The following is a 13312-nucleotide window of genomic DNA, read 5'->3' as shown; positions in this document are numbered from 1 at the left end:
GGCTCCTTGTATTTCGGAGATGTTCCATGCGTAAACCGCTGATTGCCGCTACCCTCGGCATGCTCCTGCTGGCCGACCTGGCCCAGGCACAGACCCTGGTGGCCACCAGCAATATCATCGTGCGTGCCTTTGGCCGCTCGATCGATTTCACTTCTGACACCACCACCTCGATCCGCGATTCCAAAGTGGTGCGCGAAGCCCACGACGACGCTGCCAGCTTCGTCGCAAGCAACGGTGATATCCGCGGTGCCCAGCTCGAGGCAGCCTTCAATACCTTGCGCGAGCGCGTGCCGGAAGCACGTGGCGCCAGCGACCAGGTACTGGCTGAAGCCATCCTCGCACTGTGAACCGCGTGCGCGCCTGGCTGCTTGGCTGCGCCCTGACGCTGCTCGGCACGCCCGCCCTGGCCGACCTGCAGCTCGAGCTGCAGGCGTCCGGCCTTGATTCGCAACAGACTCAAGCCACCCAGGCCTTGCTCGACGAGGCCCTGGGCAAGCTCCCACCCCGTTTCAAGCAACAGCTGGACCGCCGTGTGCGGGTCAGCTGGAGCGACAACATGCCGGCCGACGCCTATGGCCAGGCATCGCTGGTCTCTACCCTGGAGCTTAACCGTCGCCTGCTGCCCAGCCTCGCTGATGGCAGTGCTGCCAGCGAACGTACCAACCGCCCACATGGCACGGTGCGTGAAGAACTGCTGGCCACCGTGCTGCACGAGCTCACCCACATCTACGACCGCGCCCGGCTGTGGCCTAGCGCCGAAAGCTCGCTGATCGCCCGCTGCAAGCGCCAGCAAGGCACGCTCGGCAAGATCGGCCTGCCCGAGGCATGCCGTGGCCAGGCAGAGCGTCGCTTCACCCTCAGCGACGACCCGCGCCTGCTCGACCTGGCCGGCTGGCAGCAATACGTGGGCCGACGCGGCGAGCGCGAACAGCACAATGGCCAGTTCGTGCGCAGCCCGGATAGTTATGAGCTGAGCAGCCCCAAGGAATACATCGCGGTCAACATGGAGTATTTCCTCCTCGACCCCAGCTACGGTTGCCGCCGCCCGGCACTGAACCAGTACCTGCGCGAGCACTTCGGCTGGGCACCGCAACAGGACGCCTGCGCCAAAGGCCTGCCATTCATCAATGCCGGCAGCGATTTCGCCCGCCAGCCGCTCGGCGAGATCGACCCTGAGCGGGTCTATGAAGTGGACTATCTGCTGGCCGAAGCCAACCAGAACCTGGTCAGCCGCTGGGGCCACAGCATGCTGCGCCTGGTCATCTGCAAGCCGGGCCGGCCACGCGGGCCGGACTGCCGCCTCGACCTCGACCAGAGCCTGGTGCTGTCGTACCGCGCCTTTGTCAATGATGTGCAGCTGTCGAGCTGGGACGGCCTGGTCGGCGCCTACCCGTCACGGCTGTTCGTGCTGCCGCTGGGCCAGGTGATCGACGAATATACCAAGACCGAACTGCGCAGCCTGGCCTCGGTGCCCTTGCGGCTCAGCCGCGACGAGATAGAGAACCTGGTACGCCAGGCCGCCGAAATGCACTGGAGTTACGACGGCAACTACTGGTTCCTGTCCAACAACTGCGCGGTGGAGTCGTTGAAACTGCTGCGCAGCGGCACTGCCAACCCACGCCTGAACGACCTCGACAGCATCATGCCCAACGGCTTGCTGGCGGTGCTCAAGGGCAGGGGGCTGGCTGATACCAGCGTGCTTGACGACCCGCGCGAAGCGCTGCGCCTCGGTTACCGCTTCGACTCCTACCGCGACCGCTACCAGGCCATGTTCGAGGTATTGAAGAAGCAGCTGCCGATCAAGCAGGACAAGGTCGAAGACTGGCTGGGGCTGGACGCCGAGCAACGGCGGGCCTGGTTCGCCAAGGCCGACCTGCGCACCAGTGCAGCCTTGCTGCTGCTTGAACAGGCCAGCTTGCGCCGGCAATTGCTGCTGGCCCAGGACGAGGTCAAACAGCGCTACCTGAATGCCGCCGCGCAGAATGACGGCAGCGTCAGCAAGGCCGACGCCACCCTCAGGCAGATGCTCGCCAACAGCGGCTTCCTCAGCCGCCCGGCAGAGTTGCTCGACACCAAGGGCTACGGGCTGCCGCAACCGCAGGAGCGCAAGCACCTGGAGCGCGTCAGCAGTGAGCGGCAGGCGCAGCTGTTGCGCTTGAGCACCAACCTGGACAAAGAGGTGAGGGCGCTGCTGGAGCCGTCGCGGGCCAGCGAAATTGCCGCCGTCGAGGCCAATGTAAAGCAGATCGGCGAGCATCTGCGGGCCTTGCACAAGGCCGCCGGTGGCCTGCAGTTGTGAGTATGGCTGTACCGGCCCTATCGCCAGCAAGCCGGCTCCCACTATCTACACCAGTCTGAAGGTGGCGGGATACCTGTGGGCGCTGGCTTGCCGGCGATAGGGCCAACAGCACAATTTCTTACAGGTTTTCCTCGGCCTCCGAAGGCAGATTTTCATCCAGGTGAAGCCAAGGCAACCGGCTGCCCACCCAGATATGCCGCTTGGCCCTGACCCGTTCCGGGTGGTCCAGCGTCGCCACCGTCACATCCACCGTGCCCAGGCTATGCGTGGTCACCAACGCCACATGCGCCCCGCAATGCCCACAGAAGTACCGGCTGCAACTGGCCGGCGCGACATAGCAGTTCGGCTCGCCCGCCAACCAGCGGAACCCCGAACGGGGCAGGGTGAGCCAGGTCACCACCAGCCCTCCGCTGACCCGACGGCAGATCGAACAGTGGCAATGGGCAATATCCGTCAGATCGCCCTCCAACCGATAACGCAAGGCGCCACAATGGCAGCCGCCCTCGGTCATATCCTGCATCACCTACCTCTCGTCGCCTTTGCTTCGGCGAAAGCTGGCTGAAAGCTTGCCCTCATAGGATAGCCCCCACTACCGGCACAAGACCGGTCAGCCAGCGCACCCGGTAACCACCGCGCCCGGCCCAATCAACAACAACAATGGTGATTCTGATGTATTCCTGTGCCCCACGTTCCGTAGCCCCCCTCCGCATGCTCCCCGCGCAGCGCCAAACACGCTGATCCGCCCGAATCGACGTTCCTTTCGCCGCGCCACACCTGGAGTACTGCCATGCTGACCTTCCTCGGCTTTGCCATGGTCATCACCTTCATGTACCTGATCATGACCAAGCGCCTGTCGGCCTTGATCGCGCTGATCCTGGTACCGATCCTGTTCGCCCTGTTCGGCGGCTTTTCCGCCAAGATCGGCCCGATGATGCTCGAGGGCATCAGCAAGCTCGCGCCAACCGGCGTGATGCTGATGTTCGCCATCCTCTACTTCGCCCTGATGATCGACTCCGGCCTGTTCGACCCGGCCGTGCGCAAGATCCTCAAGCTGGTCAAGGGCGACCCGCTGAAAGTCTCCGTCGGCACCGCCGTGCTGGCCCTGGTGGTCTCGCTCGACGGTGACGGTGCCACTACCTACATGATCTGCTGTGCCGCCATGCTGCCCATGTACAGCCGCCTGGGCATGAGCCCGCGGATCATGGCCGGCCTGATCATTCTCGCTGGCGGGGTGATGAACATGACTCCGTGGGGTGGCCCGACTGCCCGCGCCGCCAGCGCCCTGCACGTGGACCCGTCGGAGATCTTCGTGCCGATGATCCCGGCCATGCTGTTCGGCGTACTGGCGATCCTGGCCATCGCCTACTTGTACGGCAAGCGCGAGCGTGCCCGCCTGGGCGAACTGCACCTGCCCACCGACGATATCGACCATAGCGAAATCACCGTTTCGCAGTTCCCGGATGCGCGTCGGCCGAAACTGCTGTACTTCAACGGGGCCCTGACCGCTGCGCTGATGGCGGCGCTGATCGCCGGGGTGCTGCCGCTGCCGGTGTTGTTCATGATCGCCTTCAGCATCGCCATGATCGTCAACTACCCCTGCCTGCAACAGCAGAAGGACCGCATTGCCGCTCACGCCGGCAGCGTGCTGGCGGTCACCGGGCTGATCTTCGCCGCCGGCATCTTCACCGGCATCCTGTCGGGTACCGGCATGGTCGACGCCATGTCCAAGAGCCTGCTGGCGGTCATCCCGGAAGCGCTCGGCCCGTACCTGGCGGTGATCACCGCGATTGTCAGCATGCCGTTCACCTTCTTCATGTCCAACGACGCGTTCTACTACGGCGTGCTCCCCGTGCTGGCCGAAGCCGCCAGCCACTACGGCATCAGCCCGGTGGAAATGGCCCGTGCCTCGATCGTCGGGCAGCCGGTACACTTGCTCAGCCCGCTGGTACCCTCCACCTATCTGCTGGTGGCCCTGGCCGGCATCGAGTTCGGCGATCATCAGCGCTTCACCTTGAAGTGGGCAGTGCTGGTGTGCCTGTGCATAATGCTCGCCGCGCTGCTGATGGGGATTTTCCCGCTGTTCAGTAGTCTTTAATAAACGCGAATCACCCTAACGCGACGTGCCCTGGTGTGGGCACGTCGCCTTTACCGCTCGAAGGAAAACACATGGAATGGCTGACCAGCCCGGAAATCTGGGTTGCCTTTTTCACCCTTACCGCGCTTGAGATCGTCCTCGGTATCGACAACATCATCATGATCTCGATCCTGGTCAGCCGCATGCCCAAGCACATGCAGCCGCGCACCCGGATCTTCGGCCTCGCCCTGGCCATGGTCACCCGCATCATGCTGTTGCTGTCGATCACCTGGGTCATGCGCCTTACCGCCGACCTGTTCGTGGTGTTCGACCAGGGTATTTCCGGGCGTGACCTGATTCTGTTCTTCGGTGGCCTGTTCCTGCTGTGGAAAAGCTCGCAAGAGATCTATCACGGCCTGGAAGGCGAGGATGAGAACGCTGAAGAGCCGAAAGGCGCGGGTGGCAAGTTCTTCTATACCATCATCCAGATCGCCATCATCGACATCGTGTTCTCGCTGGACTCGGTCATTACCGCAGTGGGCATGGTGTCCCACGTACCGGTGATGATCGCCGCCATCGTCGTCGCGGTGCTGGTGATGATGCTGTGCGCCGGCACCATCAGCGAGTTCATCGACAAGCACCCATCGTTGAAGATGCTTGCACTGTCGTTCCTGATCGTGGTCGGTACCGTGCTGATCGCCGAATCTTTCGACGTGCACGTGCCGAAGGGCTACGTCTACTTTGCCATGGCATTTTCGCTGGCGGTGGAGGCCATCAACATTCGCATGCGCACCGCCCTGGCCCGCAAGGAAGGCAAAGAGCACGAACCGGTGAAACTGCGCAAGGACATTCCGGGTCAATAAGATCAGGAAGCGCAGTACAAAAAGGGCCCTTCGGGGCCCTTTTTTTCATGCCGGCAATCATTCATTTCCAGCGTGTTTCAAATAAATGGCAGCCATGCGAAGCTGGCGACAGCTACGCAAAACGACTAAAGCTTTGAGTGAGCACTGAAAATTCTTCAAACGCTCGCGCTTCATCTCTTGGCCCGCTGGGCCAATGTATCAGGGGGCCGTCGCCATGCTGACCCTGCTCAACCTGCTCTCGGCCGTGACACTTCTGGTCTGGGGCACCCACATCGTACGTACCGGCATCCTTCGGGTATTCGGCTCGAGCCTGCGGCGCATCATCGGCCATAACATGAACAAGCGGCCGTTGGCGTTCGTCGCCGGCATTCTGGTCACCGCCATGGTGCAAAGCAGTAACGCCACCGCCATGCTGGTCACCTCGTTCGTCGGCCAGGGCCTGATGGCCATGACCCCGGCCCTGGCGATCATGCTCGGAGCCGACGTGGGGACCGCGCTGATGGCCCGGGTGCTGACCCTGGACCTGTCGTGGCTATCGCCGCTGCTGATCTTCCTCGGCGTGATCTTCTTCCTCTCGCGCAAGCAGACGCGGGCCGGCCAGCTGGGCAGGGTAGGCATCGGGCTCGGCCTGATCATCCTGGCACTTGAGTTGATCGTGCAGGCCGCTACGCCGATTACCCACGCCCAGGGTGTGAAAGTGCTATTCGCCTCGCTGACCGGCGACATCATGCTGGATGCCCTGGTCGGTGCGCTGTTCGCCATGGTTTCCTATTCCAGCCTGGCCGCCGTGCTGCTCACGGCGACGCTGGCGGGCGCCGAAGTGATCAGCCTGCCGGTGGCCATCGGCCTGGTGGTCGGCGCCAACATCGGAAGCGGCCTGCTGGCCTTCATCAGCACCAGCATGCAGAACGCCGCCGGCCGTCGGGTGGCCCTGGGCAGCCTGTTGTACAAGCTGATTGGCCTGTTGCTGATCATCCCTGTGCTGCACCCGCTGGTGGCCTGGATGGACTCACTGAGCTTCAGCGCGCAGGAGCTGGTCATCGGCTTTCACCTGCTCTACAACACCCTGCGCTGCCTGATCATGCTGCCCACGGTGAAACCGATGGGCCGGTTGTGCAACACCTTGCTACCCGACCGGGAAAACGGCAATGGCCAGATACGCCCGCGCCACCTCGATACTTCGGCACTGGAAACCCCCAGCCTGGCCCTGGCCAACGCTGCCCGCGAAACCCTGCGCCTCGGCGACATCGTAGACAGCCTGCTCGAAGCCATGCTCGGTGCCCTGCGCGGCACCCAGACAGCCTTGCCGCAGCAGGTTCGCGCCTTGGGCGAAGACGCCGACGCCTTGTACAACGCGATCAAGCTGTACCTGGCGCAAATGTCGCGTGAAGACCTCAGTGAGCAGGACAACCGTCGCTGGGCGGAAATCATCGAGCTGGCGATCAACCTCAAGCTGGCCTGTGACCTGATCGAACGCATGCTGCGCAAGGTCCAGCAACAAAAAACCAGCCAGCGCCGGGAATTCTCCCAGGTGGGCCTGGAAGAGCTGACCGGGCTGCAGGAACAGTTGCTGGCCAACCTGCGCCTGGGCCTGTCGGTATTCCTCAGTGCCGACCCGGAAAGCGCCCGCTTGCTGTTGCGCGAAAAGCGCCGATTCCGCGCCCAGGAACGACGCCTGGCCCACGCCCACGTCAGCCGCTTGCAGCGCAAGGTAGTGCAAAGTATCGAGACCAGTTCGCTACACTTGGAGCTGATCGCCGACATGAAGCGGTTGAACTCTTTGTTCTGTAGCAGTGCCTATGTGGTACTGGGTGGCTCGGACACGGGCGGGCTGATGCTCGACAGCGTGCCGGACGAAGCCCGCCTGCCGTGATTTCCGCCTACCTGAGGACCCAAGCTCGCCCATGCGTTGCCTGATGTTCGTTTGCCTGCTGATCTGCAGCCTGCCCACATTCGCCCTCGACCGCTCGCGGGTTGAAGGCTACCTGTTGCCCAATGGCCTGCAGGTCATCCTGAAAAACGGCTACGAACGTGACCATGTGGCGATCCGCCTGGTAGTCGGCGTAGGCCTGGACGACTTCAATTGCGAGCAGAAGGAGCTGCCACACCTGCTTGAGCACTTGCTGTTCAGCGGCATCGATGAAACCGGCGAAGGTGGCCTGGAAGAGCGCCTGCAGGCGCTGGGTGGCGAATGGAACGCCTATACCAGCAGCGCCGACACCACGTTCGTCATCGAAGCGCCAGCGCGTAACCAGCGCAAGGTCCTCGACCTGCTGCTGGCAGTTATCCGCGACACCCAGATCGATGCCAAAACGCTGGCCACCGCCAAGCGCATCATCGAGCGCGAGGATGGCGGCCACTATGGCCACCTGCAGCGCTGGCTCGACCGCCAGGACATCGGCCACCCCGCCAGCGACCAGCTGGCCACCGAACTGGGCCTGAAGTGCCCGGAGCGCTCCAACCTCGACGACATGACCCTGGAGCAGGTGCAAACCTTGCGTGACCACTGGTACGCGGCCAACAACATGACCCTGATCATGGTCGGCGGCCTCGACCGCCTGCTGCCGGCCTACCTGGAACGTACCTTCGGCGAACTGCCTGCCAGCGAGCCGGAAGAGCGCCGCACCCTGGAAAGCATCAGCCAGCAGGCCGAGCAGCGCCGCGACCTGACCCGTGGCTGGCTGGGTGACAACGTCAAGCTGCACTGGCTGTTCGTCGAGCCGGTGCTGGACAACGACCACCAGGCCACCCTTGACCTGCTGTCGCATTACCTGGAATGGGCGCTGTATGACCAGCTGCGCCTGCGCAACGGGCTGTCCTACGGCCCTTCGGCGCAACGTGAAAGCTTTGGCGACACCGGCCTGCTCAGCCTCAATGCCGACCTTGAACGCGAAGACATCGACCAGGCGGTCAAGGTGATGCAAGCGTTGTTCGACCACCTGCGCAAGGAAGGCCTCGACCCGGACACCTTTGCCCGCATCAAGGACGCCAGCGTTGCCAAGGAAAGCTGGAGCACCCAGGGCAACAGTGCCTTGGCCGACTATTACTGGGGTGCCCTGAACGACTACAACGACGGGCGCTTCACCGACCCTGCGCGCAAGCTGCGCCAGGTGAGCCTGGAGCAGGCCAATGAAGCGCTCAAGGCATTGCTCAAGAAGGATGGTTACGTACGCGTCGAGAAGCCGTTGCTTGGCTATGATGACCTTTATGGCCTGGCGGCCTTGCTGTTGGGGCTGATCCTTGCGGCAGGGCTGTTGCGCTGGCGTCGGCATGGCCCGGAAAAACCGGGCGGCGCTACACGCTAGCGTGTAATCGGCGGTATCCTTTTGCCATTACCGGCCGCTTCGCAGGCACGCCCGACCCACAAGGAGCGCTTTATCGCTGAACCTTGTGGGAGCGGGCATGCCCGCGAAGCGGCCGGCACAGCCACCTCATCTTCTCTGTTGTAGAGCCAATGCCCCACATACCCCGCATCGTCCAGCGCATCATCGATCTGCTAAAACGCTACCCCGGCATCATTGCGCTTGGCGGTTTCCTTTCAGGCATCGGCAGTTTCATCCTGGTTGACCGTCAGGCCAGCCTGGCCAGCTGGGTGGCCGTGCTGATGCTGGTCAGCTGGGTCTGGCTGATGCTGGAGAACACCCTCACCGGCCTGTTCGCGCGGATCTTCAACCGCGAAATTCCGCAACCGCTGTTGCGCTATGCAACGCAGATGATTCACCAGGAATCGCTGTTCTTCGTGCTGCCATTCTTCTTCGTCACCACCAGCTGGAACAGCAGCCAACTGGTGTTCACCGGCCTGCTCGGCGCCGCCGGCCTGGTCTCGATCATCGACCCGCTCTACTACAAGTGGCTGGCACCACGGCGTTGGCTGTTCCTGGCGCTGCATACGCTGACCCTGTTCGCTGCATTGCTCACTGCGCTGCCGATCATCCTGCACCTGACCACCGCGCAAAGTTTCAAGCTGGCCTTGATCATCGCCATGGCACTGTCGTTCCCCAGCCTGGCCAGCAGCTTCCCGATCAACAACTGGCGGCGGGCCGTCGCCCTGGTGCTGGTTACCCTATCGGTCGGCGGCGGCGGCTGGCTGCTGCGCTCATGGGTGCCACCGGCGACCCTGTGGATGACCGACGTCGCGGTTAGCACCGAGGTGCAGAACCGCCAACCAGGCGCTTCGCTGAAAGAAATCGCGGCCAGCCGCATCAGCAGCGACGGGCTGTATGCCTATACCGCGATCAATGCGCCACGCGGCCTGAACGAACGGATCTACCACGTCTGGCAAAAAGATGGCCAGGAGGTCGACCGCATTGCCCTGGACATCCATGGCGGCCGCAAGGAAGGCTACCGCGCCTGGACGCACAAACAGAACTTCCCGCCGAACCCGGTGGGCAAGTGGCAGGTAAGGGTACTGACCGAAGATGGGCAGGTGATTGGCGTACTGCGCTTCAAAGTGGTCGACGACACGCCAGCGCAATGATGAGGGAGAGACGTTGTGCCCCCCGTGCCCCACACAGCACATAATCACCAAACAGCCCCGGCCCGCTGCGCTATGATCAGGCCCTGAGCCTCACTGCCGAGTCAGGAGCATGGAGCCCGATGACCCCACCCAGCGCCACCCTGGACACCAGTAGCCAACCGGCTTGCCTGCGCATTACCGGCGACTGGACGCTGGCGCATTACGCCAGCCTCAAGCGTGGCAGCGAGCATCTGCGCGCACAGTACGCCGCCGATACCGTTGCCGATCTCAGCCAACTGGGGCGCCTGGATACCGCCGGGGCCTCGCTGCTGGCCGAACTGCTCGGTGCCGAGCGCCTGTCGCACTGCACCGACCAACTGCCCGAAGCCAGCCGCGCACTGCTGAAGAACGTGTATTGCTCCGTGCAGGACTACTGCATTCCGGTCAAGGAGCCCGAGCGCAACGTGCTGCTGTTGCTGCTGGAACGCATCGGCTGCGCCGTCGGCACCTTGTGGCAAGACAGCCTGCAGTTGCTCGGCTTCGTTGGCGTGATTCTCGAAACCCTTATGCGCCGCGCCCTGCAACCGCATCGCTGGCGCTTTACCCCGGTCGTCGCGCACATCGAACAGACCGGCCTGGATGCCGCGCCCATCGTCGCCTTGCTGACCTTCCTGGTGGGCGCGGTGGTAGCCTTCCTCGGCGCCACGGTGCTGGCTGATTTCGGCGCGACCATCTTCACCGTCGACCTGGTGGCCTTCTCGTTCCTGCGCGAGTTCGCCGTGCTGCTGACCGCCATCCTCATGGCCGGCCGCACCGCCAGTGCGTTCACCGCACAGATCGGCTCGATGAAGGCCAACGAGGAGATCGACGCCATCCGCACCCTGGGCCTGAATCCCATGGAACTGCTGGTGGTGCCACGGGTACTGGCCTTGCTGATTTCGCTGCCCTTGCTCACCTTTGTCGCGATGATCTGCGGCATCGTCGGCGGCGCGGTGGTATGTGCGCTGTCGCTGGACATTTCGCCAGCCATGTTCCTGTCGCTGCTGCAAAGCGACATCGGCGTACAACATTTCCTGGTGGGCCTGGCCAAGGCGCCGTTCTTCGCCTTCCTGATTGCCGCCATTGGCTGCCTGGAAGGCTTCAAGGTCAGCGGCAGCGCCGAATCGGTAGGGGCGCATACCACCTCGGCAGTGGTGCAGTCGATATTCGTGGTCATCGTGCTGGACGCGGTGGCCGCCCTGTTCTTCATGGAGATGGGCTGGTGAGTGGCCGGGAACGCGTGATCGAGGCGCGGGGCATCTGCAACCGCTTTGGCCGCCAGAGCGTGCATGAAAACCTCGACCTCGACCTGTACCGCGGCGAGATCCTCGCCGTGGTCGGCGGCTCAGGCAGCGGCAAATCGGTACTGCTGCGCAGTATCATCGGCCTGCGGCGACCCAATGAGGGGCAGATCAAGGTGTTCGGCCAGGATCTGGCCGGCCTGCGCGAAGAGCAGCGTTCACTGGTCGAGCGGCGCTTCGGCGTGCTGTTCCAGAAGGGCGCGTTGTTTTCCTCGCTGACGGTGACCGAGAACGTGGCCTTGCCGCTGATCGAGCATGCCGGGCTGTCCCGCGCCGATGCCGAGCATCTGGCCGGGGTGAAGCTGTCCCTGGCCGGCTTGCCGATCTCAGCCGCTGACAAGTACCCGGCCTCGCTGTCCGGCGGCATGATCAAGCGCGCGGCACTGGCCCGTGCCCTGGCGCTGGACCCTGACATCCTGTTCCTCGACGAGCCCACCGCCGGCCTGGACCCGATTGGCGCCGCCGCCTTCGACCAACTGATCCTGACCCTGCGTGACGCGCTGGGCCTGTCGGTATTCCTTATCACCCACGACCTCGACACCCTGTACACCATCACCGACCGCATCGCCGTGCTGTCGCAGAAGAAGGTCCTGGTCGCCGGCCCGCTGGCCGAGGTCGAACAGGCCAGCGACGCCTGGATTCAAGAATATTTTCATGGCCCACGCGGGCGCGCAGCCGAACAGGCCGCCGTCCGTGCCGGGCAGGAGCGCTGAGCAATGGAAACCCGAGCCCATCACGTCCTTATCGGCCTGGTCACCGTCCTGGTGGTGGCCGGCGCCATGCTGTTCGGCCTGTGGCTGACCAAATCCAGTGTCGACGACGCCTTCAAGGACTACGAGGTGGTGTTCAACGAAGCGGTCTCCGGCCTGTCGCGCGGCAGCCCGGTGCAGTACAACGGGATCAAGGTGGGTGACGTGTCGACCCTGCGCCTGGACCCGAAAGACCCCCGCCGGGTACTGGCACGGGTGCGCTTGAGCGCGGACACCCCGGTGAAGGAAGACACCCAGGCCAAGCTGACCCTCGCCGGCGTGACCGGCAACTCGTTCATCCAGCTCAGCGGCGGCACCCCGCAAAGCCCTGAACTGAAAGGCAAGGACGGCAAGCTACCAGTGATCATCGCTTCGCCCTCGCCGATCTCGCGGCTGCTCAATGACAGCAGCGACCTGGTGACCAACATCAACCTGCTGCTGCACAACGCCAACCAGATGTTCTCCGACGACAACATTGGCCACCTCAGCAACACCCTGGCCAACCTCGACAAGACCACTGGCGCCTTCGCCGGCCAGCACGGCAGCATCACCCAGGCCATCGAGCAACTGGTGGAGGTGGGCAAGCAAGCCAGCGCCACCCTGGCTGAAACCCAGGCGCTGATGCGTAATGCCAATGGCCTGCTGGGCAGCGAGGGCAAACAGGCGATCGGCAGCGCCGAGCAGGCCATGCAGTCGTTGGCCGAAAGCACCGCAACCATCAACCGCCTGCTCGAGGACAACCGCGAAGCGATTGGCGACGGCGCCCAGGGCCTGAACCAACTCAGCCCGGCGATTCGCGAACTGCGCGAAACGCTCAACGCACTCAAGGGTATTTCCCGGCAGCTGGAGGCCGACCCCAGCGGCTACCTGCTAGGCCGCGACAACAACAAGGAGTTCCAGCCATGAAACCGTCGCTGCGCCTGCTGGCCCTGGCGGCTGCGCTGAGCCTGGCCAGTGCCTGCTCGATCCTGCCGCAGAGCGAACCCGTCGACCTCTATCGCCTGCCGGTCAACCAACCCAGCCGTACAGTGCCAGCGCTGGACTGGTCACTGCGCCTGAACAAGCCGCTGGCCAGCGAGGTGCTGGCCGGTCCGCGGATTGCCGTGATTCCCCAGGGCAACGTGGTCAGCAGCTACAAGGGCGCACGCTGGAGCGACGCGGTGCCGGTGCTGCTGCGCAATCGCCTGCTGGACGGCTTTCAGCGTGACGGCCAGGTACAGCGGCTGAGCGCCGACGACAGCAATCTGCAGGCCGACTTCGAACTGGCCGGCGAGCTGCAGGCGTTCCAGAGCGAATACCGGGCGGACGGGGGGGTGGAAGTGGTAATTCGCTATGACGCACGGCTGGTACAGGGGCGCACTCAGCGCGTCCTCGCCAGCAAACGCTTCGAAATCCGCAAACCATTGGCCGAACGGCAGGTGTCAGCGGTAGTCGCAGGCTTTGGCCAGGCTTGTGACCAGCTGACTTCGCAGGTGGTGGGCTGGACCATTGCCCAGGCAGGTAGCGTTCCCGCGCCCTGAAAGCCTGTCCG

12 protein-coding genes are annotated in these 13312 nt (G+C 63.7%); 11 read left to right on the top strand and 1 reads right to left on the bottom strand.

All coding sequences use genetic code 11. The features are described from left to right. Window positions 1-26: 26 nt before the first annotated feature. Both HG549_RS00565 and HG549_RS00560 read left to right on the top strand, forming a co-directional pair. Entirely contained in the window at window positions 27-347 is a 321-nt protein-coding gene (locus HG549_RS00565) for a DUF2388 domain-containing protein (protein ID WP_012316830.1), read from the top strand. Next, window positions 344-2299, top strand: coding sequence for a DUF4105 domain-containing protein (locus HG549_RS00560; protein WP_170027711.1), 1956 nt, complete (start codon window positions 344-346; stop codon window positions 2297-2299). The genes HG549_RS00565 and HG549_RS00560 overlap by 4 nt, the downstream gene beginning before the upstream one ends. Before the next feature lie 118 nt (window positions 2300-2417). Here HG549_RS00560 and HG549_RS00555 read toward each other — a convergent pair whose 3' ends face one another. Next, complete coding sequence (locus tag HG549_RS00555) at window positions 2418-2819, bottom strand: GFA family protein (RefSeq protein ID WP_170027710.1); 402 nt, start codon at window positions 2817-2819, stop codon at window positions 2418-2420. Between the two features lie 267 nt (window positions 2820-3086). Here HG549_RS00555 and HG549_RS00550 point away from each other — a divergent pair, with 267 nt between their 5' ends. From HG549_RS00550 to HG549_RS00510, 9 genes are all read left to right on the top strand, one after another. After that, window positions 3087-4394: a CitMHS family transporter gene (locus HG549_RS00550; RefSeq protein WP_170027709.1), complete on the top strand. Its 1308-nt coding sequence runs from the start codon at window positions 3087-3089 to the stop codon at window positions 4392-4394. Window positions 4395-4465: 71 nt separating this feature from the next. Next, complete coding sequence (locus tag HG549_RS00545) at window positions 4466-5236, top strand: TerC family protein (protein ID WP_170027708.1); 771 nt, start codon at window positions 4466-4468, stop codon at window positions 5234-5236. A gap of 214 nt (window positions 5237-5450) precedes the next feature. Continuing rightward, the gene (locus tag HG549_RS00540) at window positions 5451-7109 is read left to right on the top strand and encodes a Na/Pi cotransporter family protein (protein ID WP_170027707.1); all 1659 of its coding nucleotides are present in this window, start codon (window positions 5451-5453) and stop codon (window positions 7107-7109) included. A gap of 31 nt (window positions 7110-7140) precedes the next feature. Further along, a complete protein-coding gene (locus tag HG549_RS00535; protein ID WP_170027706.1) occupies window positions 7141-8541 on the top strand; it encodes a pitrilysin family protein in 1401 nt (466 codons plus the stop codon). 149 nt (window positions 8542-8690) lie between these two features. Continuing rightward, the gene (locus HG549_RS00530; RefSeq protein ID WP_170027705.1) at window positions 8691-9713 is read left to right on the top strand and encodes a DUF5924 family protein; all 1023 of its coding nucleotides are present in this window, start codon (window positions 8691-8693) and stop codon (window positions 9711-9713) included. 119 nt (window positions 9714-9832) lie between these two features. Then, complete coding sequence (locus tag HG549_RS00525; RefSeq protein ID WP_170027704.1) at window positions 9833-10957, top strand: ABC transporter permease; 1125 nt, start codon at window positions 9833-9835, stop codon at window positions 10955-10957. After that, window positions 10954-11745 carry an ABC transporter ATP-binding protein gene (locus HG549_RS00520; RefSeq protein WP_170027703.1) on the top strand — a complete coding sequence of 264 codons (792 nt, stop codon included), beginning with the start codon at window positions 10954-10956 and terminating at the stop codon, window positions 11743-11745. Before HG549_RS00525 ends, HG549_RS00520 begins: the two co-directional genes overlap by 4 nt. Before the next feature lie 3 nt (window positions 11746-11748). Further along, window positions 11749-12687, top strand: a complete 939-nt coding sequence (locus HG549_RS00515) for an MlaD family protein (RefSeq protein WP_170027702.1) — start codon at window positions 11749-11751, stop codon at window positions 12685-12687. Then, window positions 12684-13301, top strand: coding sequence for an ABC-type transport auxiliary lipoprotein family protein (locus HG549_RS00510; protein ID WP_170027701.1), 618 nt, complete (start codon window positions 12684-12686; stop codon window positions 13299-13301). Before HG549_RS00515 ends, HG549_RS00510 begins: the two co-directional genes overlap by 4 nt. Window positions 13302-13312: the final 11 nt, after the last annotated feature.

The organism is Pseudomonas sp. SK (assembly GCF_012975065.1).
Lineage (GTDB): Bacteria > Pseudomonadota > Gammaproteobacteria > Pseudomonadales > Pseudomonadaceae > Aquipseudomonas > Aquipseudomonas anuradhapurensis.
Note: the sequence above shows the minus strand (reverse complement) of the source record. Positions and strands in the feature narration are given on the sequence as shown.

Excerpts from the sequence above, each read along its gene's own strand:
- HG549_RS00565 (WP_012316830.1), top strand. The coding sequence starts at position 27 with ATGCGTAAACCGCTGATTGCCGCTACCCTCGGCATGCTCCTGCTGGCC.
- HG549_RS00555 (WP_170027710.1), bottom strand. The coding sequence starts at position 2,819 with ATGCAGGATATGACCGAGGGCGGCTGCCATTGTGGCGCCTTGCGTTAT.
- HG549_RS00550 (WP_170027709.1), top strand. The coding sequence starts at position 3,087 with ATGCTGACCTTCCTCGGCTTTGCCATGGTCATCACCTTCATGTACCTG.
- HG549_RS00545 (WP_170027708.1), top strand. The coding sequence starts at position 4,466 with ATGGAATGGCTGACCAGCCCGGAAATCTGGGTTGCCTTTTTCACCCTT.
- HG549_RS00540 (WP_170027707.1), top strand. The coding sequence starts at position 5,451 with ATGCTGACCCTGCTCAACCTGCTCTCGGCCGTGACACTTCTGGTCTGG.
- HG549_RS00535 (WP_170027706.1), top strand. The coding sequence starts at position 7,141 with ATGCGTTGCCTGATGTTCGTTTGCCTGCTGATCTGCAGCCTGCCCACA.
- HG549_RS00530 (WP_170027705.1), top strand. The coding sequence starts at position 8,691 with ATGCCCCACATACCCCGCATCGTCCAGCGCATCATCGATCTGCTAAAA.
- HG549_RS00525 (WP_170027704.1), top strand. The coding sequence starts at position 9,833 with ATGACCCCACCCAGCGCCACCCTGGACACCAGTAGCCAACCGGCTTGC.
- HG549_RS00515 (WP_170027702.1), top strand. The coding sequence starts at position 11,749 with ATGGAAACCCGAGCCCATCACGTCCTTATCGGCCTGGTCACCGTCCTG.
- HG549_RS00510 (WP_170027701.1), top strand. The coding sequence starts at position 12,684 with ATGAAACCGTCGCTGCGCCTGCTGGCCCTGGCGGCTGCGCTGAGCCTG.